Source organism: Bordetella sp. (genome assembly GCF_051960075.1).
Lineage (GTDB): Bacteria > Pseudomonadota > Gammaproteobacteria > Burkholderiales > Burkholderiaceae_B > Bordetella.
In genome coordinates this window covers 1-21,995 of record NZ_JBQCER010000040.1, presented here as the reverse complement: position 1 = coordinate 21,995, position 21,995 = coordinate 1, and the positions used below count along the sequence as shown (strand labels likewise).

The 21,995-nt window shown below is 66.6% G+C and carries 21 protein-coding genes; 10 read left to right on the top strand and 11 right to left on the bottom strand.

Annotated features, from left to right (window positions below; genetic code table 11):
• The first annotated feature begins 94 nt into the window (after positions 1 to 94).
• Complete coding sequence (gene obgE / locus ACTHJ1_RS04995; RefSeq protein ID WP_440188593.1) at positions 95 to 1,225, top strand: GTPase ObgE; 1,131 nt, start codon at positions 95 to 97, stop codon at positions 1,223 to 1,225.
• Between the two features lie 71 nt (positions 1,226 to 1,296).
• Entirely contained in the window at positions 1,297 to 2,418 is a 1,122-nt protein-coding gene (gene proB, locus ACTHJ1_RS04990) for a glutamate 5-kinase (RefSeq protein ID WP_440188590.1), read from the top strand.
• Positions 2,419 to 2,470: 52 nt separating this feature from the next.
• On the opposite strand, the gene ACTHJ1_RS04985 is transcribed toward proB, so the two are convergent.
• Positions 2,471 to 3,370: a SecDF P1 head subdomain-containing protein gene (locus tag ACTHJ1_RS04985; protein ID WP_440188587.1), complete on the bottom strand. Its 900-nt coding sequence runs from the start codon at positions 3,368 to 3,370 to the stop codon at positions 2,471 to 2,473.
• Between the two features lie 345 nt (positions 3,371 to 3,715).
• Between ACTHJ1_RS04985 and thiC the strand changes: the two genes are divergently transcribed.
• A complete protein-coding gene (gene thiC, locus ACTHJ1_RS04980) occupies positions 3,716 to 5,629 on the top strand; it encodes a phosphomethylpyrimidine synthase ThiC (protein ID WP_440188584.1) in 1,914 nt (637 codons plus the stop codon).
• Position 5,630: 1 nt separating this feature from the next.
• Here the strand turns inward: thiC and ACTHJ1_RS04975 are convergent, their stop codons facing one another.
• The gene (locus ACTHJ1_RS04975) at positions 5,631 to 6,578 is read right to left on the bottom strand and encodes a LysR family transcriptional regulator (RefSeq protein ID WP_440188581.1); all 948 of its coding nucleotides are present in this window, start codon (positions 6,576 to 6,578) and stop codon (positions 5,631 to 5,633) included.
• Positions 6,579 to 6,685: 107 nt separating this feature from the next.
• Here ACTHJ1_RS04975 and ACTHJ1_RS04970 point away from each other — a divergent pair, with 107 nt between their 5' ends.
• Complete coding sequence (locus ACTHJ1_RS04970) at positions 6,686 to 7,921, top strand: MFS transporter (protein ID WP_440188579.1); 1,236 nt, start codon at positions 6,686 to 6,688, stop codon at positions 7,919 to 7,921.
• 45 nt (positions 7,922 to 7,966) lie between these two features.
• Here the strand turns inward: ACTHJ1_RS04970 and ACTHJ1_RS04965 are convergent, their stop codons facing one another.
• The 4 genes from ACTHJ1_RS04965 to gpmA form a co-directional block, all read right to left on the bottom strand.
• The gene (locus tag ACTHJ1_RS04965) at positions 7,967 to 8,731 is read right to left on the bottom strand and encodes a HesA/MoeB/ThiF family protein (RefSeq protein ID WP_440188577.1); all 765 of its coding nucleotides are present in this window, start codon (positions 8,729 to 8,731) and stop codon (positions 7,967 to 7,969) included.
• Positions 8,732 to 8,862: 131 nt separating this feature from the next.
• A complete protein-coding gene (locus ACTHJ1_RS04960) occupies positions 8,863 to 10,425 on the bottom strand; it encodes a S41 family peptidase (protein WP_440188575.1) in 1,563 nt (520 codons plus the stop codon).
• A gap of 30 nt (positions 10,426 to 10,455) precedes the next feature.
• Complete coding sequence (locus ACTHJ1_RS04955) at positions 10,456 to 11,994, bottom strand: murein hydrolase activator EnvC family protein (protein WP_440188573.1); 1,539 nt, start codon at positions 11,992 to 11,994, stop codon at positions 10,456 to 10,458.
• 14 nt (positions 11,995 to 12,008) lie between these two features.
• Positions 12,009 to 12,758: a 2,3-diphosphoglycerate-dependent phosphoglycerate mutase gene (gene gpmA, locus ACTHJ1_RS04950; RefSeq protein WP_440188571.1), complete on the bottom strand. Its 750-nt coding sequence runs from the start codon at positions 12,756 to 12,758 to the stop codon at positions 12,009 to 12,011.
• Between the two features lie 161 nt (positions 12,759 to 12,919).
• Between gpmA and ACTHJ1_RS04945 the strand changes: the two genes are divergently transcribed.
• The 5 genes from ACTHJ1_RS04945 (at position 12,920) to ACTHJ1_RS04925 (ending at position 15,836) form a co-directional block, all read left to right on the top strand.
• Complete coding sequence (locus ACTHJ1_RS04945; RefSeq protein WP_440188596.1) at positions 12,920 to 13,342, top strand: rhodanese-like domain-containing protein; 423 nt, start codon at positions 12,920 to 12,922, stop codon at positions 13,340 to 13,342.
• A 24-nt stretch (positions 13,343 to 13,366) separates the two neighbouring features.
• A complete protein-coding gene (gene grxC / locus ACTHJ1_RS04940) occupies positions 13,367 to 13,624 on the top strand; it encodes a glutaredoxin 3 (protein WP_440188569.1) in 258 nt (85 codons plus the stop codon).
• 49 nt (positions 13,625 to 13,673) lie between these two features.
• Entirely contained in the window at positions 13,674 to 14,192 is a 519-nt protein-coding gene (secB, locus tag ACTHJ1_RS04935; RefSeq protein WP_440188567.1) for a protein-export chaperone SecB, read from the top strand.
• Between the two features lie 15 nt (positions 14,193 to 14,207).
• On the top strand, positions 14,208 to 15,242 hold the full coding sequence (locus ACTHJ1_RS04930; protein WP_440188564.1) for an NAD(P)H-dependent glycerol-3-phosphate dehydrogenase: 1,035 nt from the start codon (positions 14,208 to 14,210) through the stop codon (positions 15,240 to 15,242).
• 81 nt (positions 15,243 to 15,323) lie between these two features.
• Entirely contained in the window at positions 15,324 to 15,836 is a 513-nt protein-coding gene (locus ACTHJ1_RS04925; RefSeq protein WP_440188561.1) for a hypothetical protein, read from the top strand.
• On the opposite strand, the gene ACTHJ1_RS04920 is transcribed toward ACTHJ1_RS04925, so the two are convergent.
• Both ACTHJ1_RS04920 and ACTHJ1_RS04915 read right to left on the bottom strand, forming a co-directional pair.
• Positions 15,833 to 16,303: a tRNA (cytidine(34)-2'-O)-methyltransferase gene (locus ACTHJ1_RS04920; RefSeq protein WP_440188558.1), complete on the bottom strand. Its 471-nt coding sequence runs from the start codon at positions 16,301 to 16,303 to the stop codon at positions 15,833 to 15,835. The two genes, ACTHJ1_RS04925 and ACTHJ1_RS04920, sit on opposite strands and share 4 nt — an antisense overlap.
• A 12-nt stretch (positions 16,304 to 16,315) precedes the next feature.
• Positions 16,316 to 17,149: a ComF family protein gene (locus tag ACTHJ1_RS04915; protein WP_440188555.1), complete on the bottom strand. Its 834-nt coding sequence runs from the start codon at positions 17,147 to 17,149 to the stop codon at positions 16,316 to 16,318.
• Between the two features lie 77 nt (positions 17,150 to 17,226).
• Between ACTHJ1_RS04915 and ACTHJ1_RS04910 the strand changes: the two genes are divergently transcribed.
• Positions 17,227 to 18,159 carry a methyltransferase domain-containing protein gene (locus ACTHJ1_RS04910; RefSeq protein WP_440188552.1) on the top strand — a complete coding sequence of 311 codons (933 nt, stop codon included), beginning with the start codon at positions 17,227 to 17,229 and terminating at the stop codon, positions 18,157 to 18,159.
• 28 nt (positions 18,160 to 18,187) lie between these two features.
• Here the strand turns inward: ACTHJ1_RS04910 and ACTHJ1_RS04905 are convergent, their stop codons facing one another.
• From ACTHJ1_RS04905 to ACTHJ1_RS04895, 3 genes are all read right to left on the bottom strand, one after another.
• A complete protein-coding gene (locus ACTHJ1_RS04905) occupies positions 18,188 to 19,834 on the bottom strand; it encodes an acyl-CoA dehydrogenase family protein (protein WP_440188549.1) in 1,647 nt (548 codons plus the stop codon).
• A gap of 83 nt (positions 19,835 to 19,917) precedes the next feature.
• Positions 19,918 to 21,111 carry a YbdK family carboxylate-amine ligase gene (locus ACTHJ1_RS04900; RefSeq protein WP_440188546.1) on the bottom strand — a complete coding sequence of 398 codons (1,194 nt, stop codon included), beginning with the start codon at positions 21,109 to 21,111 and terminating at the stop codon, positions 19,918 to 19,920.
• A 251-nt stretch (positions 21,112 to 21,362) separates the two neighbouring features.
• On the bottom strand, positions 21,363 to 21,995 hold a 633-nt coding region (locus ACTHJ1_RS04895), incomplete at its 5' end, for a response regulator (RefSeq protein WP_440188543.1).

Here is a 21,995-nt window from a genome sequence, read left to right as displayed (position 1 = left end):
ACTCTTCGGAGCCGGCCCAGCCCGCGAGCCGGGAGGCCCCCGACAGCCGACTCAAAAACCCAAATACGCAACCCCAAACAGCAAATCCACCACCATGAAATTCGTCGACGAAGCCACCATTGAAGTCATTGCCGGCAAAGGCGGCAACGGCGTGGCGAGCTTTCGCCGCGAAAAATTCATCCCCAAGGGCGGCCCCGACGGCGGCGACGGCGGGCGCGGCGGCAGCATCTTCGCCGTCGCCGACCGCAACATCAACACCCTGGTGGACTTCCGTTTCGCGCGCATGCATCGCGCCAAGAACGGCGAAAACGGCCGCGGCTCGGACATGTACGGCGCCGCCGCCCCCGACATCACGCTGCGCGTGCCCGTGGGCACCATCGTGCATGACGCCGACAGCGGCGAAATCCTCTTCGACCTGGCGCGCCACAACCAGAAAGTCACGCTGGCCGCCGGCGGCCAGGGCGGCCTGGGCAACCTGCACTTCAAGTCCAGCGTGAACCGCGCCCCCAAGCAATGGACTCCCGGCAAGGAAGGCGAACAGCGCCGCCTGCGCCTGGAACTGAAAGTGCTGGCCGACGTAGGCCTGCTGGGCATGCCCAACGCGGGCAAATCCACCCTCATCAGCCGCATCTCCAACGCGCGGCCCAAGATCGCCGACTACCCCTTCACCACGCTGCACCCCAACCTGGGCGTGGTGCGCACCTCCGCCGAGCGCAGCTTCGTCGTGGCCGACATTCCCGGCCTGATCGAAGGCGCATCCGAGGGCGCGGGCCTGGGCCACCTGTTCCTGCGCCACCTGGCCCGCACCCGCGTGCTGCTGCACCTGGTCGACATTTCCAACCCCGATCCCGAATTCGACGCCATTGCCGCCGCCGTGCAGGACGCGCGTTCGATCGTCGAAGAACTGCGCCGCTACGACCCCGAGCTGGCTGCCAAGCCGCGCTGGCTGGTGCTCAACAAGCTCGACATGGTGAGCGACCCGCAAGGCGCGCAGGAGCGCTTTTGCAAGGAATTCGGCTGGGACGGGCCGGTGCATGCGATCTCTGCCCTGGACGGCGCGGGCACCCAGGACCTGATCTGGGCCCTGCAGGACTACCTCGACGACGTGCGCCGCAAAGAACAGGACGAGCAGGACAAGCAGGACGGCACCTATGTGTTCGAGGATCCGCGCTTCGACACCACGCGCAGCGACGCGGACGCTCCGCCGCCCGCCGGCGACGAATAAGCCATAATCCCGCTCCTGGTTTGCCGGCCCTTCCGGCCGGTCCCGCGTCACTCGCTACACGGTCAATCATCATGACTGTTTCCGTCATCGCCTCATCCGACCGCCTGGTCGCCAAGGTCGGCTCATCGCTAGTCACCAACGAAGGCCGAGGCCTGGACCGCCAGGCCGTTGCCCATTGGGCCGCACAGATCGCCACGCTGCGCCAGCAGGGCCGCCAGGTGGTGCTGGTGTCATCGGGCGCCATCGCCGAAGGCATGGCGCGCCTGGGCTGGCTCAAGCGCCCCACCGCCATGCACGAGCTGCAGGCCGCCGCGGCTGTGGGCCAGATGGGTCTGTGCCAAGCCTACGAAGCCGCCTTCGCCGCGCACGGCCTGCGCACCGCGCAGGTGCTGCTCACCCATGAAGACATGGCCGACCGCAGCCGCTACCTGAACGCGCGCTCGACGCTGTTCGCGCTGCTGCGACTGGGCGTGGTGCCCATCGTCAACGAAAACGACACGGTGGTCACCGACGAAATCAAACTGGGCGACAACGATACGCTGGGCGCCCTGGTCACCAATCTGATCGAAGCCGACGCGCTGGTCATCCTGACCGATCAGCGCGGCCTGTACAGCGCCGACCCGCGCAAGGACCCGAATGCCGCGTTCATCTCGCACGCCCAGGCCGGCGACCTCGCGCTGGAAGCCATGGCGGGCGGCGCGGGCAGCGGCATCGGCAAGGGCGGCATGCTCACCAAGGTGCTTGCGGCCAAGCGCGCGGCGCACAGCGGCGCCCATACGGTAATCGCCTCGGGACGCGAGCCCAATGTGCTGACGCGCCTGGCCCAGGGCGAATGCATCGGCACGGAGCTGCAGGCATCGATGGCGGTATGGTCGGCGCGCAAACAGTGGCTGGCCGATCACCTGCACACGCGCGGCCGCGTGGTGCTCGATGCGGGCGCGACACGCGCCCTGCTGCAAGACGGCAAGAGCCTGCTGCCCATAGGCGTGACCGAAGTGCAGGGCGATTTCGAGCGCGGCGACGTGGTCGCCTGCCTGGACTCGGACGGCCGCGAATGCGCGCGCGGCATCGTCAATTATTCGTCGGCCGACGCACGGCGCATCGTGCGCCAGCCCTCGTCGAAGATCGCCGACATACTCGGCGACATGACCGATCCCGAGCTCATGCACCGCGACAATCTGGTCGTGCTCTGATCCGCGGCGTCGGCCGCGGCGGTTCTTGCGCGGCGGTCACTGCGAATAAGCGCTATTGCGCCGGCTGCTCCGGTTTCTTTTCAGCGGCCGGGCTCTCGGGCTTGGCGGCGGTTCCGGTGGTGTGAGCCACGGCGGGAGCCTCGTGCTTGATCACATGCTCGGTCTTGCTCTTGGCCTTGACCACCGTTTTGCGCACAGGCGCGGCTTTGCGTTCGACCTTGCGCACGACTTTGTGCTCGACTTTGTGCTCGACTTTGTGCTCGGCTTTGTGCTCGACCTTATGTTCGACTTTATGCACAACCTTGCGCTCGACCTTGGGCGTGGATTCGTGCTCGTCCTTTGCTTCGATCGCCTTCTTGATGTCCTGCTTGAACTTGAATCCGGGCGGCTGCTCGCCGCGTATGCGCGCCGCCAGGCTGGCCGCGCCCAGCGCGCTGGGCACGCCGAACGCCAGCACGCCGTGATCGAGCTGTTCGCCGATCACCGGCGCCGCCTCGACCCTGCCGTTGATGATCAGCACCAGCCGCTTGCCCTTGCTCTTGGCGCTGACGTCGGCGAGCTTGCTCGCGCCGTCCTTGGTAAATCGCACGCCGATGAAGTGCCTGCCCTGCTTGTCGACCAGATCGTTGGCCTGGGAAACGTCTTCGCCCTTGAGCACGGGTTCGCGCTCCAGATACAGACGCGTCCCGTCGATCATTTTCACCGCGGTCAGATTCGGCGCCGAATGGGTCTCGCCGATGAAGAAGGTTGCGGGGCTGTGCGTCACCGGCGTGAGTTTGGGGGCCGCAGCGGGAGCCTGACTGCCCGGCGCCGCGCCCGATTCGGATTGATCGGGCGCCTGGGCCGACGATTCGGCAGAAGAATCGGGATTGGGGGGCGCGACCTGACAACCCGCGAGCGCCACCATGAGGGCGCCCAGCAGAGGAGCGAACGAGCGTAATTTCAAAAGCATGGCGCGTTACGAAGATCGTTGGAATGAATCGAAGGAGTTTACCGGCTCATCAGCATCGACGTCAGGCCCATGCGGACCCAGTTTGTAATGCCACGCAACGGCAATTCGCAGGAAGGTTTTATACTGGGGCCTGAATTTTCACGCAGGGGTACTCGCCGACGGTTCGATCCGGCGGCGTGTTGAGACAGTCCCTTCGCACCAGTACGGATAATGCCGATGCTGGGAGCGTATTCCTTCCATTTCGCGCGCCGCGAACAACAGGTGCGCATCAGGCCGGAATCCATCCCCGCTCGGCTCCATAACGCAGCAACACGTCCTGCAAGGCGTGCCACTCCTGGAGCCCTCATGAACGCCAATCCCAAATTCCTGGCCGCCACCGCCGAAGTCGACGCCGCCGCCGTCGCGCCGCTGCCCATGTCGCGCAAGGTGTACGAGACCGGCTCGCGCCCCGATATCCGCGTGCCGTTTCGCGAGATCGAGCAGGCCGACACGCCCACCATGTTCGGCGGCGAGAAGAATCCGCCGCTGACCGTCTACGACTGCAGCGGCCCCTACACCGATCCCGCGGCGCAGATCGACATCCGCAAGGGGCTGCCCGAACTGCGCCGCGCGTGGATCGAAGAGCGCAACGACACCGAACTGCTCGCCGGCCCCACCAGCGATTACGGCAAAGAACGCCTGGCCGACCCCAAGCTCACCGCCATGCGCTTCGATCTGCAGCGCCCGCCGCGCCGCGCCAAGGCCGGCGCCAACGTGTCGCAGATGCATTACGCGCGCCGCGGCATCGTCACGCCAGAAATGGAATTCGTCGCGATCCGCGAAAACCTGCGCCGCGAGCAGTACATCGAAAGCCTGCGCGCCCTCGGCCCTGAAGGCGAGAAGATGGCCAAGCGCCTCTTGCGCCAGCATCCCGGCCAGTCGTTCGGCGCGTCGCTGCCCGGCGCGATCACGCCCGAGTTCGTGCGCGACGAAATCGCCCGCGGCCGCGCCATCATCCCGGCCAACATCAACCACCCCGAAATCGAACCGATGGCCATCGGCCGCAATTTCCTGGTCAAGATCAACGCCAACATCGGCAACTCGGCCGTAAGCTCGGGCATCGCCGAAGAGGTCGAGAAGATGACCTGGGCCATCCGCTGGGGCGGCGATACGGTGATGGATCTTTCCACCGGCAAGCACATCCACGAAACGCGCGAGTGGATCATCCGCAACTCGCCCGTGCCCATCGGCACCGTGCCCATCTATCAAGCGCTGGAAAAGGTCGACGGCAAGGCCGAGGAGCTGACCTGGGAAATCTTCCGCGACACGCTGATAGAGCAGGCCGAGCAGGGTGTGGACTACTTCACCATCCATGCCGGCGTGCGCCTGCCCTTCATCCCCATGACGGCCGACCGCATGACGGGCATCGTCTCGCGCGGCGGCTCGATCATGGCCAAGTGGTGCCTGGCGCATCACAAGGAAAGCTTCCTGTACGAACGCTTCGAAGACATCTGCGAGATCATGAAGGCCTATGATGTGAGCTTCTCGCTGGGCGATGGCCTGCGTCCGGGCTCGGGCTACGACGCCAACGACGAAGCGCAATTCGCCGAGCTCAAGACGCTGGGCGAACTGACGCAGGTCGCCTGGAAGCACGACGTGCAGGTGATGATCGAGGGCCCGGGCCACGTGCCCATGCAGATGATCAAAGAGAACATGGAGCTGCAGCTCGAGCACTGCCACGAAGCGCCCTTCTACACGCTCGGGCCGCTGACCACCGACATCGCGCCGGGCTACGACCACATCACGTCGGGCATCGGCGCGGCGCTGATCGGCTGGTACGGCACGGCAATGCTGTGCTACGTCACGCCCAAGGAGCATCTGGGCCTGCCCAACAAGAAGGACGTCAAGGACGGCATCATTACCTACAAGATCGCGGCGCACGCGGCCGACCTCGCCAAGGGACACCCGGGCGCGGCAATTCGCGACAATGCCCTGTCGAAGGCGCGCTTCGAGTTCCGCTGGGACGACCAGTTCAACCTGGGCCTGGATCCGGACACCGCCAAGGACTTCCACGATGAAACCCTGCCCAAGGACTCGATGAAAGTGGCGCACTTCTGCTCGATGTGCGGCCCGCACTTCTGCTCGATGAAGATCACGCAGGACGTGCGCGACTACGCGGCATCGCAAGGCGTGGCCGAGAAGGACGCCTTGAACAAGGGCATGCAGGAGAAGGCGATCGAGTTCGTGAAGAAGGGCTCCGAGATCTATCACCAGGCGTGAGCTAGACCTGCGCGCGGTCTCCTGCCAGCGCTGCAGGCGCGCATTCGCGCATCAGGTCGATGAACCGACGCAGGCGCGCCGGCAGAAAGCGCGCCTGTGGATAGATCAGATACACCGGCAGCGCCGCCACGTCCCACTGCGGCGCCAGGTGTATCAGCCTGCCCGCGGCCAGGTCGTCGGCGACCAGCCAGGACGAGATCACGGCCGCGCCCAGGCCCTGCATTGCAGCGTTGCGCAAGGCGAAGACGTTGTCCACGTACAGGCGCGGCTGGATGTCCAGGGACTGGACCTCGCCGGCATGGCAATGCGTCAGCTGCACGCCGCTGCGGTAGAAAGTGCGCAGCGACAACCAGGGCAGGCGCGACAGGTCCGCGGCGTCGCGAGGCAGGGGCGCCTCGCCCAGCAGGTCCGGCGAGGCCACCACCGAGCGCTGCACCTCGCCCAGGGGCAGGGCCACCATGGACGAGTCCTGCACCGCGCCGACGCGAATCGCGCAGTCCACGCCTTCGGCGATGAAATCCGGCTGGCGATCGTGCAGCAGCCATTCCACCCGCACCTTGGGATAGCGCCGCAGATAGGCCGCCAGCGGCCCGATCAGCTGCTGCTGCCCGAAGGCATGGGGTGCCACGACCCGCAGCAGGCCGACCGGCTCTTCGCTGTCGCCGCGCACGTCGCTCTCGAACACATGCCAGGTCGAGATCAGCTCTTTGGCGCGCTCGTAACAGCGCCTGCCATCTTCGGTGAGCTTCATGGCATGGGTCGAGCGTTGCAGCAGACGCACGCCCAGCGTTCGCTCCAGCGTCTGCAGCCGGCGGCTGATCGTGGGCTGTGTGCTGCCGAGCTGATCGGCCGCTGCCGAGAGACTGCCCGCCTCGACGATGCGCACGAAGGTTTCGATGAGCAGCATGCGATCGGCGCCGCCGGTCAAATTCAAGGCATCATTTGTCATACGTAAATCGTATAACCAATCTGCGCTTTATGCTGCTACAAAATCAAACCGACTTGCAGGACAATGCGTCATCTTTCGGATATTTGAAGATTTTCAAGGAGTTTTTCATGTCCCCTGCGCCAAATTTACATGCGCGTGACGCATCACCATCCGACATTTCACGCGGCATGGTGCTGCTGTTGGCCCTGGGCACCGGCCTCAGTGTGGCGTCGATCTACTACAGTCAGCCCCTGCTTGGCATTCTCGGCGCGGACCTGCACGCCAGCGACCAGGCCCTGGGCTGGATTCCCACGCTGACGCAGCTGGGCTACGCCTTCGGCACGCTGCTGCTGGCCCCGCTGGGCGACCGCCACGACCGCCGCCGGGTCATTCTGGTCAAGGCGCTGCTGCTGGCCGCAACGCTAGTTGCCTCCAGCCTGGCGCCCTCGCTCGCCCTGATGCTGGCCGCCAGCTTCGCCCTCGGCCTGGTGGCCACGGTCGCGCAGGACATCGTGCCTGCCGCCGCCACGCTGGCGCCCCCGGCACGGCGCGGCCACATCGTCGGCAGCGTCATGACAGGGCTGCTGCTGGGCCTCCTGCTGTCGCGCGTGGCCAGCGGCTTCATTGCCGAATACCTGGGCTGGCGCACCATGTTCGGCCTGGCGGCCATCGCCGTTCTGGCCATGGCCGCGGCCATGTGGCGCAAGCTTCCGCGCTTCACGCCCACCGCGCAGATGTCCTACGGCCGGCTGCTGGCATCGCTGCTCACACTGTGGAAGCAATATCCGGCGCTGCGCCGGGCTACCCTGGCACAAGGCCTGCTCTGCGTGGCATTCAGCGCGTTCTGGTCCACCCTGGCGGTCATGCTGCACGATGCCCCCTTCCATCTGGGTTCCAGCATTGCCGGCGCCTTCGGCCTGGCGGGCGCTGCGGGTGCCCTGGCCGCCCCCCTGGCCGGCCGCGTCGCCGATCGCCGCGGCCCCGAGCCCGTTACCCGACTGGGCGCCGGCCTGACGGTCCTTGCCTTCGTCGGCCTGTTCCTCGGCAGCGGGTTGCAGCCTCATGCCGCCCTGTGGGCGCTGGGCATCGGCGCCGTCGTCTTCGACCTGGGCATACAAAGCGCGTTGATTTCGCACCAGACGATCGTATTCGGTCTGGATCACGCCTCGCGCAGCCGACTCAACGCCATACTGCTCACCGGCATGTTCATCGGTATGTCGACGGGATCGGCCTTGGGCAATGCGGCGCTGGCGCACTGGCACTGGCAGGGCGTCACCCTGCTCGCCGCCTTCGCCGCGCTGGGTTCGCTGGCACTGCGCCTGTGGCGCCCGGCGGCAGGCCGGCTCGCGCCGGCAGGGCGCTAAGCGCCTGCATGGCGGCCGCCCTCGGGTGCGGCCGCCATGCGGGTTTTAGCCAGAAGACGCGCGATGCCCGCAGACCGGGCATGCGGCATCGCGTCGGAACCTGACGGTATGCCACTGCATCGTCAGCGCGTCCAGCTGCAGCAGGCGCCCCACCAGCGGTTCGCCCAGACCCATCAGCACCTTCATCGCCTCGGCCGCCTGCATGCTGCCGATGATGCCTACCAGCGGCGCGAAGACGCCCGTCGTCGCACAGGTGCGCTCATCGGCGTCATCGGCCTCTTCGGGAAACAGGCAGTGATAGCAGGGCGCATCGCTCGCGCGCAGATCGTAGACGCTGATCTGGCCGTCGAAGCCGATCGCCGCGCCGGACACCAGTGGTTTGCGGTGATGTACGCAGGCGCGGTTGATCGCGTGGCGGGTCGTGAAATTGTCGGAGCAATCGAGCACGATGTCGGCCGCGGCGACCGCCTCGTCCAGGGCGTCGTCCTGCAAACGCGCAACACGGGCATCGACCCGGATCTCGGGATTGAACGCGGCCAGCATGTCGCGGCCCGATTCGGCCTTGGGCCTGCCCAAGCTGGCCGTGGTGTGCAGGATCTGGCGCTGGAGATTGCTGAGCTCGACCTTATCGTCGTCGGCCAAAGTCATGCGGCCCACGCCGGAGGCGGCGAGATACAAGGCTGCCGGCGAACCGAGGCCGCCCGCGCCGACGACCAATGCATGCGCGGCGAGCAGTTTCTCCTGCCCTTCGATGCCCAGCTCGTCGAGCAAGATATGGCGGGCATAGCGCAGCAGTTGCTGATCGTTCATGAAAACACTCGTAAAACTAGAAGCGCCCCACACGGCGCCTTCGGCTTGCTGCCCCCCCAGGAGGCCGTTTTTGCCTAGGGGCGGCCCGGCGGCAAAAAAAGGCCCAGTCGTTGACTGGGCCTCTTGGACGATTACTTGGCGGGCTCCGCCGACGGAGGCACGAGCACCGGCGCCGATTCGGGCACGACACCCGTCGGCGTGATCTTCATCCGTTGCGCACCCTTGGTGTCGACAGGCTTGACGGCGGAGGCGGCGCTGCCGACCGTCGTGTCGTTCTTGCCCGCGGACAGCACACCCGAATTGACAGGCTTGCCGGCCAGCAGATCCTCGGCCTGCTGCAGCTGGAAGTCGTCCTTGCTGCCAAACTCGAATATCTTGGTGGCTGGCAGCAGGGCGCTCGACGTTTCATCGCCCTTGATTTCGCTCGTGGTCTGCGTATTGCTCAGGTGATGCTGCAGATCGGCCTCGCGCGGCAGGCGGAAAAGATCGCCCTGAGCGGTGTCGGACACGACGTAGTCGGGCGTGATGCCGATGTTCTGGATGGAGCGGTCTTTGGGCGTGTAGTAGCGCGAGGTGGTGAGCTTGATGGCCGTGTCTTGCGACAAGGGGAGGATGACCTGCACCGAACCCTTGCCGAAGCTGCGGTTGCCCATGAGCTTGGCGCGCTTGTAGTCCTGCAGCGCGCCGGCCACGATTTCGGAGGCCGAGGCCGAGCCGATGTTGATCAGCACCACCATAGGCACCGTCTTGGCCCAGCCGGGCACATCGTCCAGGTAGTTGCCTTCGCCGCGGGCGTATTCGCTGGGCACGGCCAGATACTTGTGGCTGGCGTCGGGCGCGCGGCCCTTGGTGGACACGATCAGCGAGTCGGGAGGCAGGAAGGCCCCGGCCGTGCCGATGGCGCTGGTCAGCAGGCCGCCCGGATCGTTGCGCAGATCCAGGATCAGGCCCTTGGGCGCGCCCTTGGCGCCGAGGTCCTTCAGGTTCTTGACCAGGTCGACGCCGGTGCGCTCCTGGAACTGCGCGATGCGCACATAGGCCACGCCGCCGGGCAGCATTTTGCTGCGCACGCTCTTGACCTTGATGATCTCGCGCACGATCTTGACGACGATGGGCTGCGCCTGGTCGGCGCGCATGATGGTCAGCGTGATCGACGTATTGGGCGCGCCGCGCATGAGCTTGACCGCGTCGTTCAGCGACATGCCCTTGGTGGGGTTGTCGTCGATCTTGGTGATGAGGTCGCCCGCCAGGATGCCCGCGCGCGCGGCCGGCGTGCCCTCGATGGGCGAGATCACCTTGACGAAGCCGCTGTCGGCGCCGACCTCGATGCCCAGGCCGCCGAATTCGCCCTGGGTGGTGTTCTGCATGTCGCGGTAATCTTCGGCGTCGAGGTAGGCCGAATGCGGATCGAGGTTGTTCACCATGCCCGCGATGGCGTTATCGATCAGCTTCTTGTCGCTGATCGGTTCGACGTAGTTGTCCTTGATGGCGGCGAACACGCTGCTGAGCTGTCGCAGCTCGTCGAGCGGCAGCGGCGCGGTGGCCTTTTGCGCAAAAGCGGTAATGCCGACACTGAACAGAATGCCGGCCACTGCCCCTGTTGCGATCAGTCCGACGCTACGCCATGTGCGGCGCGCAGGTTCGATGCGGGAGTCTTGACCGGGAGATGCTTCGTTGCGCTTGCTGGTGCTCATGCACACTTCCTGAGTTGGGGGGCCCGAGGCCTACTGGGCCAGCCACTGCGCCGGATCGACCGGCCTGCCTTGGTAGCGAATTTCGAAGTATAGGCCCGATTCCACCTGCCCGCCCGTGGCGCCCACCGTGGCGATCACGTCGCCGGCGGCGACCGGGTCGCCCACGTGCTTGAGCAGGCTCTGGTTGTAGCCGTAGACCGTCATGTAGTGCTGGCCGTTGTCGACGATCATGAGGTTGCCGAAACCCCGCAGCCAGTCGGCGTAGACCACCACGCCGGCGGCCACCGACCTGACCGGCGTGCCCGCGGGCGCACGCAGCACGATCCCGCGCCAGACGCCGCCGTCGGGGCGGCCCAGGCCGAAGCGGCCCTGGGGCACGCCGCCGGCCACCGGCATCATCAGGCCGTGCTTGAGGCCCGAGCCGGTGACGTGGGGCCCATGGACGGGCGACTCGGTGTCATCGGCGCCGTTTTGCTGGGCGACGGCGACGGGCGGCCGGGCCGGCTGCTGCGGCCGCGCCGTCTCAGGCTGTTGCGGCCGAGCCTGCTGCAACAATGCGGGCGGCGTCAGGCGCGGCGTGCTCGATTCGGTCAGGCGCGACTGCAAGCCGCTGGGGGTTTCCTGCGCGGTGTCGTTATTCGCGCTGGCAGCGGCCGCCGCCGTGCGGCGCGCCTGCTCGGCGGCCAGTTGCGCCTGCCTGGCCTGCTGTGCCTTGCGCGCGATCTCAGCCTGGCGGGCCTGCTCGGCCTGCCGGGCCTGCTCGGCCTTGCGCGCGATTTCCGCCTTGCGGGCTTCTTCGGCCCGGCGCGCTTCCTCGGCGGCCTGGCGGGCGATGGCGACCTGCAGGTCGTCGATCAGGTGCGTCATGCGCTGGTCGTCGCGCCCCAGTTTGCCGGCTTCGGCGCGCTGGGCCTGAAGCTGGCCCTCGATGCGGGCCAGCACGCCGGCGCGATCTTTCTGCTCCGCCAGAAGCTTGGTTTTCTGCGCGGCGGTCTCGGTAGCCACGCGCGCCAGCTCGGCGCGGCGGTTGGCCGCTGCAGTTTGCAGTTGGGCCATGCGATCGAGCTCGGCGCGCAGCGCGGTCAGGGCGCGCGCACGCGCTTGGGAGACGAAATCCAGGTAGCCCAGGTTGCGGCCCAGTTGCTGCGGATCGCCGCCCGCGAGCAAGGCCGCCCAGGGCGACAGGCCGCTGGCGTATTCGGCGCGCAGCTGGCGAGCCAGCTCTTCGCGGCGCTGAGCCAATACGACCTGCTCGGCCGTGATCTGCCTCTCGATGTCGGACAGATCGGATTGCGCGCGCCGCTGGGCCGCGCCCAGATTGCGCAGTTGCAGATCGATGCGGGAGATGGCGCTTTCCGACTCGCGCAGCGCGTCGGCGGCGTCTTTGCGCACCGCCTCGCGCGCGTCGATGTCTTTCTGTAGGACGTGGATGCGTTCGCGCAATGTGGCCTGCTTCTGCTCGGCCTGGGTCTGCTGGCTGGCCAGATCGGCTGCGGGCGGGGCCGCGCGAGCGCAAGCAGCGGCCAGCGCCAGCGCGGCCGCCCAGGTGCATCCTGCCATCGCGCGCATCGTCGTCCGTCCGCTTATTTCTTGGCCTTGCCCTGCGCGGCCACGGCGGCCATGGCCGCTTCGATTTCGGCAGGATCGCCCAGATAATAGTGACGGATAGGCTTGAGATCGTCGTCGAGTTCGTACACCAACGGCTGGCCGGTGGGGATATTCAAGCCGACGATATCGTCCTCGGACATATTGTCCAGATACTTGATGAGCGCGCGCAGACTGTTGCCGTGAGCGGCGACCAGCACCTTGCGTCCGGCGCGGATTGCCGGCGCGATGGAATCGTTCCAGAAAGGCAGCACACGGGCCACGGTGTCTTGCAGGCACTCGGTGGCGGGAAGCTCGTCGGCCGGCACGCGGGCATAGCGCGGATCGAAGCGCGGATGGCGCGGATCGTCGCTGCTCAGCGCATCGGGCGCGATTGCGTAAGCGCGGCGCCAGATCAGCACCTGTTCGTCGCCGAACTTTGCGGCGGTTTCGGCCTTGTTCAAGCCCTGCAAAGCGCCGTAGTGGCGTTCGTTCAGACGCCAGGTATTGCCCACCGGGGTGTACATGGCATCCATGGCGTCCAGCGCGATCCAGAGTGTGCGGATGGCACGCTTGAGCACCGAGGTGAAAGCCAAGTCGAAGGCGTAGCCCTCTTTCTTGAGCAGCAGCCCGGCCTGGCGGGCCTGCTCGCGGCCCAGGTCGGTAAGATCGACATCGGTCCAGCCGGTAAAGCGGTTTTCGAGGTTCCATTGGCTTTCGCCATGGCGCATCAGAACGAGTTTGTGCATGGTAGGGGCCGCGCCGGACGCGGAAATCGTTTGAAATTCGGGTGGAAAATCCGGTCAGGTAGAACCTGTAATCTCCTCATTTTATAATTGACTGCTTTGCCCAAGGATCTTTCGCCTTGCGCATGCGTAACTAATTTCGGGATAGCCCTGCCGTGAACTTCGTGGACCTTCTGCATTTCCTGCTCGAAAAGGGCAATATTTTCTTCGTCATCGTCGCCGTCGTCTCGGGTGCGATGCTGGCTTTTCCGAACCTGCGCAACGCGCGTTCGGGCGGTGGACTGAGCACCTCCGAAGCCATTCAAATGAGCAACCAGCAGCAGGCGGTCTGGGTCGACGTGCGCCCGGCCGAGCAGTTCCAGGCCGGCCATATCGCGCAGGCCCGCAGCCTGCCGGCCGCCGACGTCGAGCAGAAGGTCTCCAGCCTGCCCAAGAACAAGCCCCTCATCCTGGTGTGCGAACAAGGCCGGGACGCGCCGCGCATCGCCGCGCGTCTGCGCGCCCAGGGCTATGCCGACGCCAAGGCGCTGCAGGGCGGCATGAAGGCCTGGTTCTCGGCCGGCCTTCCCGTTACCCAAAAAAGCTGATTCCTCCACCGAGGCACGCGCATCATGCAAAAAGTCGTCATGTACAGCACGGACTACTGTCCCTACTGCCAGCGCGCCGAAGCCCTGCTCAAGGCGCGCGGCGTGACCGATCTGGAAAAGATCCGCATCGACCATGACCCCGCTCAACGCCAGGCCATGATCGAGCGCACCGGCCGGCGCACCGTGCCGCAGATCTATATCGGGGCGACCCACGTCGGCGGCTGCGACGACCTGGTCGCCCTGGACCGCCGGGACGGCCTGCTGCCGCTGCTCAACGGCTGATCCCGCAAAACATCCCTCTTTCATCGCCTCACACCTCAACGGAACTTTCATGGCCGACGCTCAAAACACCCAGCAAGAATCCGATGCACCTGCCTTCAACATGCAGCGCGTCTACTTGAAGGACCTCTCGCTGGAAATGCCCAATGCGCCGCACGTCTTCCTGGAGCAGGAAACGCCCCAGGTCGAAGTCAGCGTCAATGTCGGCGGTCAGCGGCTGGCCGAGACGGTGTTCGAATCGACCGTCACCGCCACCGTCACCACCCGCATCAACGACAAGGTGCTGTATCTGGTCGAGGCCACCCAGGCCGCCATTTTCGAACTGGCCAACATTCCGGTCGAGCAGATGGACCCCATCCTGGGCATCGTGTGCCCGACCATGGTCTATCCCTACCTGCGCGCCAATGTGGCCGACGCCATCACCCGCACGTCTCTGCCCCCGCTGCATCTGGCCGAAGTCAACTTCCAGGCGCTGTACGAGCAGCAGATCGCCCAGCTCCAGCAGCAAGGCGATGCCGCCGACGGCAACGACTCCGGCATCATCCTGCCGCCGGGCGCCACGCGCCAGTAAGCCGCCCAGGTCGTCATGGACACGCCTGCCGCCTTGCGCGTCGCCGTGCTGGGCGCGGGCAGCTGGGGCACCGCGCTGGCCGCCGCGGCCGCACGGCGCCACCCCACCCTGCTCTGGGCGCGAGATGCCGCCCTGGCGCAAGCCACTGCGCATGCGCACGAAAACCAGCGATATCTGCCGGGTGTTTCCCTACCCGAATCGCTCGGCGTCAGCAGCGATCTGGACGCCGCACTGGCCTTTCTGCAGAACGATCCGACCCGCGGGCTGATCATACTGGGCGTGCCGGTGGCAGGGCTGGACCAGACCTTTCGCACGTTGGCGCACCGCCTGCCCGCCCTGCACCTGGCCGACGTACCGATCGTCTGGACCTGCAAGGGTTTCGAAGAAAGCACGTCGCGCCTGCCGCATGAAATCGCTCAGGCTGTTCTGCCCGAGGGCTGGCGCGGCGGCGTGCTTTCCGGCCCGTCGTTCGCCCGCGAAGTGGCGCAAGGCCTGCCTGTGGCGCTCACCATCGCCAGCACCGAATCCGCCGTGCGCGAAATGACGATCGCGGCCCTGCATGGCGGGCCGATGCGCGTGTATGCCAGCGCCGACGTCATCGGCGTGGAAGTGGGCGGCGCGCTCAAAAACGTCATCGCCGTAGCCTGCGGCATCGCCGACGGCCTGCGCCTGGGCACCAATGCCCGCGCGGCGCTGATCACCCGCGGTCTGGCGGAGATCACCCGATTCGGCCAGGCGCTGGGCGCCCAGGCCGAAACCTTCTCTGGGCTCACGGGCCTGGGGGACCTGGTGCTGACCGCCACAGGCGATCTCTCGCGCAACCGCCGTGTAGGCCTGGAAATCGGCGCCGGCCGCGCGCTGGCCGACATCCTGGCCAGCGGCATGACCGCAGAGGGCGTGCGCTGCGCGCGCGCCGTGCTCGCGCGGGCGCGCCAACTGCGCGTGGAGCTGCCGATCACCGAGGCCGTCTGCGCGGTGCTGTTCGACGGCGTGGCTCCGGTCACGGCCGTGTCGTCGCTGCTGGCGCGCGAAGCGCGGCACGAATCCTGAAACAGGCCCGAGGCCGATCAGGAGTAAATTAGATTTGATGCACTGCGTGCCCTGCGCGCACGCCATCGTGCGGAGACCGACATGAGACCCATCGTTTTCAAAACCGCCGCCCTGGCGCTGGCCCTCGGCTTGGGCACCGCCTGCGGCACTGCCGGCGCCTGGGGCCGGGGGGGCTACTACCACCATCACGGCGGCGGTTTCGTCATCGGCGCGGCCGTGGGCCTGGCCGCCGCGGGCACCTTCATGGCCTTGAGCGAACCCACGTATGTGTACCCGGCGCCCTTCTACGGACCGCCGCCCGTGGTCTATGCGCCGCCTGCGTATTACCCCCCGCCCGTGGTCTATTCCACGCCGCCGGTGGTGGTCGCGCCGCCGCAGCCTCAGGTCGCCTCGAACGACGTGATCGCCTACCCGCTGCATAACCAGAGCGCAGCCCAACAGGCCGGAGACCGCGCCGCTTGCGAACGCTGGGCCTCCAATCAAAGCGGCTACGACCCCGCGCAGGCTTCGCAATGGACCACCGGCGCGCAGACCTCGTCGTACTCGCGCGCCATCGGCGCCTGCATGAAAGGCCGCGGCTACAGCATCAATTAAATGCCGCCCGCATAGCCCTGCTGGCGCCAGGCTTCGAATACCGTCACCGCCACCGCGTTCGACAGATTCAGGCTGCGCTGGCCGGCCCGCATGGGCAGGCGCAAGCGCTGCGGCGGCTCGAACATGGCCAGATGCTCGGCCGACAGACCCGCCGTTTCGCGGCCGAACACGAACACGTCTCCCGGCTGGAAAGCCACCTCGCCAACGCGCAGTTCGGCGCGGGTCGTCATGGCGAAGCGGCGCGCAGCGGGCGCGCCCGTGGCCTGCAGGGCGAGCGGCAGGCTGTCGTGCACCTGCACGGGCTGCCACTCGTGATAGTCCAGCCCGGCGCGGCGCAGCTTGGCATCATCCAGATCGAAGCCCAGGGGCCGTACCAGATGCAACTGCGCGCCGGTATTGGCGCATAACCGTATGGCATTGCCCGTGTTGGGCGGAATTTCGGGGCAGACGAGGACGACGTGGAACATGCCGCCATTATCTCAAAGTGATCGGGGCGTGCGCGCCGCGACCCATACCGTGACGCTGGCCGCCCCCGCGGCCAGCAGCGCCCGCGCCGCAGCATCGGCCGTGCTGCCGGTGGTCATCACATCGTCCACGAGGGCAATGCGCAACCCGTCGAGCCGCCGCGCGCAGACGTAGGCGTCCAGCGCCGCAGCCTCGCGCTCGCGCCGCATAAGGCTGGCCTGACGCGCGGCGCCTTCGTGGCGCCGTCGCAGCACGCCGCGCAGCAGCCGCAATGCCATGCGCCGCGACATACCGCGCGCCAATTCGCCGGCAGGATTGAAGCCGCGCTGCTTCAAGGAGGCGCGGCTGGCCGGAACAGGGACCACGGCGTCGATCGGCAACGGCCCGATGGCCGACCCGACGCGCGCGGCCGCTTCGATGCGCACGGCTTGCTCCAGCGCCTGCGCCAGGGCGCTGGCCACGACGTGGCGGCGCGCACCCTTGTACCGGGCGATCAGCGTATTGAAGGGATCCGCGTAATCGAAGGCCGTCACGGTGTGCGCAAAGGCCGGCGGATGCAGGGCGCAATCGACGCACAGGCCGCCGTGCTTGCCGGCCTGCGTCGCGCCCAGACGCAAGGCGCAGCGCGGACATCGCCGCGCCGCCGACTGCCTCAGCGCGGCTTGCGCGCAAGCCGCGCACAGCAAGCCGGCGCGGGCCGCGCCTTCGCATACGGGGCAGTTCGAACCGATGCCTGCGAGCAGGCCGCGCCCGGCCCGGTTCAGACCCTGCCGGGCCATGACCCAGGCCGCAGCGCAGAGATGCGGGATAATGCGGACAAGCGCCGCGCGGACCGTGCCAGGCGCCATGAGCCGGCTCCTCTGGAATCAACCGGCCCGCATCACACCATGCCCATCGCCGAGCCGCCAGGCCAGGCGCGATAGAAATGTCTCTGCCCGATACACCGCCCACTCTGCCCCTTTCGCCTGCACACGTGCAGCGCCAGTTCGCCCGCCGCGGCGATCTGTCCGGCGCGCAGTTTCTCTACGGCGAGATCGCACGCCGCATGCTGGGACGACTGGCCTATATCCGTCTCGATCCCAAGCTGATGCTCGATGCCGGCTGCGGCGCCGGCGACAACCTCGCCCTGCTGCGCGAACGCTATCCGCAGGCCGGCTATATCGGCCTGGATCATTGCGAACCTCTGCTGGCGCATGCGCGCAGGCGCTTCCAGCCCGCCGGCATGGGCACTTGGCTGGGACGGCTGATCGGCAAAGAGTCCGGCAAAAAAAACGCTAACCGGTACGTGCTGGCCGATCTGGCCGGCACGGGCCTGGAACCCGAATCGCTGGATCTGGTCTGGTCCAACCTGGCCCTGCACTGGCATCCCGAACCGCACGCGGCGCTGGCCGAGTGGCGCCGCGTGCTGCGCGTGAACGGACTGGCCATGTTCTCGTGCCTGGGTCCGGGTACGCTGCGCGAGCTGCGCCAGGCGCTGGACGATGCCGGCCTGCGCACCGCTACGCCGGGTTTCGTGGATATGCACGATTTCGGCGATCTGCTGATCGAGAACGGCTACACCGATCCGGTGATGGACCAGGAGACGCTCACGCTGACTTACGAAACGCCGGACAAGTTGCTGGCCGACGTGTGGGCCTTGGGCGGCAACCCCGCCATCGGTCGGCGCGCCGGCCTCGCGGGCCGAGCCTGGCGCGACCGCCTGTGCGCGGCGCTGGGCGCGCAACGCGGCCCGGACGGCCGCATCGCACTCAGCATCGAAGTGGCCTACGGCCATGCCTGGCGGGCCGCGGCGCGGCGCGGCGCCAGCGGCGAAACCCACATCTCGCTCGACGCCATTGGCGGCAGGCGCGCGAAATAGGCGGCTTTTCAAGAACTGCCTTTGTCGATCACATAGACTTCGTGGTGTCGTCCCAGGCATCGCGCAGCAACACCGCCGCATCGGCGGCGCCGACACCGAAGACCGCCCCCCAGTCGGGATCGAAGCGGCTGCCGATAAAGGCCGCTGCGGCTGCCGAGCTGGCATGCTGCAGCATCAGGCCGGCCTGAACGCACAGCGCGAGCTTCTGCGTCAGGCGCCGCGCCTCGCGTTCAATGTCCGGCACAGGCTGCAGCAGCGCTGCGCGCAACTGCTCGACCTGCGCGCGCACTACGGGCTCGCCCGCCGCCACATCCCGCAGATGACCCAGCACCCGCAGCACGTCCTCGGGCGAGCGGGAGACGGCCCGCAGCACGTCCAGGCACATGACGTTGCCCGAGCCCTCCCAGATCGAATTGACAGGAGCCTCTCGGTACAGACGTCCCATCGGGCCGGTTTCGACGTAGCCATTGCCGCCGAAGACCTCCATCGCCTCCGCGGCGAGGGCAACGGAGCGCTTGGTGTTCCAGAACTTCGCCGCCGGCGTCACCAGGCGCTGCCAGGCCATGTCCAGTGCATCGGACGAGCCGAAGCGGGCGGCAAGGTCCATTGCCAACAGCATCGCGGCCTCGGATTCCAGCGCCATGTCGGCCAGCACTTCGCGCATCAGGGGCTGGTCGGCAAGCGCCTTGCCGAAGGCGTGGCGGTTGCGCGCGTAATGCAGCGCCTGAACGAAGGCGCGCCGGATGAGCCCGGCGCTGGCCAGCGCAATGTCCAGGCGGGTGTAGGTGGCCATCTCGATGATGGTTGAGATGCCGCGGCCTTCCTCGCCGACCAGCACACCCCAGGTATCGTGAAACTCGACCTCGCTGCTGGCGTTGGAGCGGTTGCCCACTTTCTCCTTCAGACGCTGAATGTAGATGGGATTCCTGCTGCCGTCCGGCTGCCAGCGCGGCACGTAAAAGCACGACAACCCGCGCTCGCGCGTTCTGGCCAGCACCAGGTGGGCATCGCACATGGGCGCCGAGAAAAACCATTTGTGACCGTTGAGGCGAAACTCTTCGCCCCAGGAGCCGCTGCCGACGGGCGCGGCCAGCGTCTCATTGGTGCGCAGGTCGCTGCCGCCTTGCTTCTCGGTCATACCCATGCCCACCGTCATGGAGCGCTTGCCGGCGAGCGCAATATCGCGCGGGTCGTGAACCGTGTCCGCCAGCTTGGGCCAGATGCTGCCGAACAGCGCCGGATTGCGCTGGAGCAACGGAATGCTGGCCTTGGTCATCGTGGTCGGGCACGAGGTGCCGGCCTCGATCTGAATGTGCATATAGACCGACGCGCCGTAGGCAGCCCAGGCGGAGGGGCGCCTGTCCGTGTACGGCAGATTGGTGAGGCCGTTGTGCCGCGCGATCTGCATGATCTCGTGCCAGGCCGGATGGAATTTCACGAAATCGATGCGTTCGCCCGAAGGCGAATGAGTACGCAGCTCGGGGAGATATCGATCGGCATCTTCGGCCAGGCGCAGCGTGGCCTGGGCGCCGTATTCCGCCCCCTGTCGCGTCAGCTCGGTTTCGCGCCATCGGGCGCCGGAACGCCGCACCGCGCGGCGCAGTGCTGGATCGCTGGCATAGACGTTGTAGTCCGCCAGCTCGGGCGGCTGGTTGTCGGGATGCAGGCCGATCATGCGCGCTCCCCGGTGGCATGGGAATGAGGAGGAGATGCTCAGTCAGATCGTATGCCATTCCTCCGTCGCGTTCACCTATCCCGTCAATGCAATATGGGTTCGGTATGCGCCCGTATCCGGCGATGTCCGCTGGCCTTGTCGGTCAGCATACCGCCCGTTGGCGCGCCATCGCCGCGCCAACGCCGCGTCATGCCTGCCACCACCGCCGGCAGATCGCGCAGGCGGTGGAACTCCGAACGCAGCCAACGGGCGTCGTTGCCGCCCTGCTGCAGTTCGTCGCGCAGGGTCTGCAGCATATCGGCCGTGCCCAGTTCATCGGCCACGGGCATGAGCCGCTGCAGCAGCGCGCGCAAATGATCGCCCAGGCGCACGCGCTCGCCGTCGGGCGTCACATAGGCGCCGTGCATGCCGTAACGGCAGGCCTGAAAGTGATTGCTGCGATAGGCGATCCAGGCCGCTTCGGCCGGTTCGCCGTCGCGCGCGACCTGCTCGGCCAAGGCTTGCGCGAACGCCGCCAGCTGACAGGCGCGCTCCACCGTCAGAGGCGTGTCGCACACACGGATTTCCACCGTGCCGAATTCGGGCTTGGGGCGGATGTCCCAGTACAGATCCTTGATGCTCTCGGCCAGGCCGGTGGAGCGCAACTGCGCGATATGCGCCTCGAAGCCGTACCAATCCCTCACGCCTGCGGGCATGTGGCCGGACAGAGGAAAATTGTTGACCGCGTTCAGGCGGCAGCATGCGTATTGGGTGTCCACGCCTTCGAAATACGGCGAGGCCGCCGACAGCGCGATGAAGTGCGGCACATAGGGCGACAGGCCGCGCACCAGCCCGATGGCCTCGTCGCCCGAGGTCGTGCCCAGGTGAATGTGCTGGCCGAACACCGTGAACTGGCGCGCCAGGTAGCCGTAGGTATCGGCGATGTACTGAAAGCGCGGACTGTCGTGAATACTGCAATCTTGCCAGCGCATGAAAGGGTGAACGCCGCCGCCGGCGATGGCGATGCCCAACGTGTCGGCCGCCTCGACCACCACATTGCGCATCTCGCGCATTTCGGCGAGCAGGCCGGCAGGGTGATCATGCACCGACGAATTGAGTTCGATCATCGAACGGGTGATTTCGGGCTTGATCCGATCGGCCATCGGATGGTCGGCCACCTGGGCCAGCAGGTCGTCCGACGCTGCGGTCAGATCGAAGGTGCTCGGGTCTATGAGCTGCAACTCGAGTTCAATCCCAAGGGTATTGGGGGCCGACGAGGTGAAGGATAGTTGTTCCATCTCGGTCTCCTTTGAAGCTTATGGGGAATGGCCTACCGGGGCTTGAAGCCTGGTGTGTTCGTTCTTCCAGGGTGCCCGGCGGATGGACTTGCACTTCGATAGTACGGGGCGCAATGATTACAAAAAAGCCTGAAATCGTGACATTTTGCGCAGAATGCGAAACGCGCGATTCTCCCCGGGAAGAGCGCGCGAGTGGCCGCTAACTTTTGGATCGGGACGCCCCCCATCCGCAGGGTCGAAGCAAAAAAATATTACGAACTGCGCTTGCGCGCCGATTCGATGCCGAGCTGCTTGAGTTTGCGGTAGAGATGGGTGCGTTCCAGGCCGGTGCGCTCGGAAACGCGAGTCATGCTGTGGTTCTCGCGAACCAGGTGGTACTCGAAGTAGATGCGTTCGAACGCATCGCGCGCGTCGCGCAGCGGCTGATCGAGCGAGATATTGCCGAGTTGGCCGTTGCCCACCTGCGGCTGCGCGTCGGCCGACGCCGCGGCAGACGGCGGATCGAGTTCGTCTTCGAGCGGCACCGCCATGGACGCCTGGGCCGAGGTAGCCGAGCCCGAATAGATCGGGGCGCGGCCACGCGACAAGCCGGCCTCGATGGTCTTGAGCAGGCGTTGCAGCGTGATGGGTTTTTCGAGGAAGTCCATCGCGCCGATGCGAGTGGCCTCGACGGCGGTGTCGATGGTGGCATGGCCGGACATCATGATTACGGGCATGGTGAGCAGGCCATCGCGTTGCCATTCCTTGAGCAGCGTGACGCCATCCGTATCCGGCATCCAGATGTCGAGCAGGACCAGTGCCGGCTTTTCACGCGCAATGAGTTCGAGCACGGCGGATCCTTCCGCCGTATCGATCACGGCATAGCCTTCATCCGAGAGCACCTC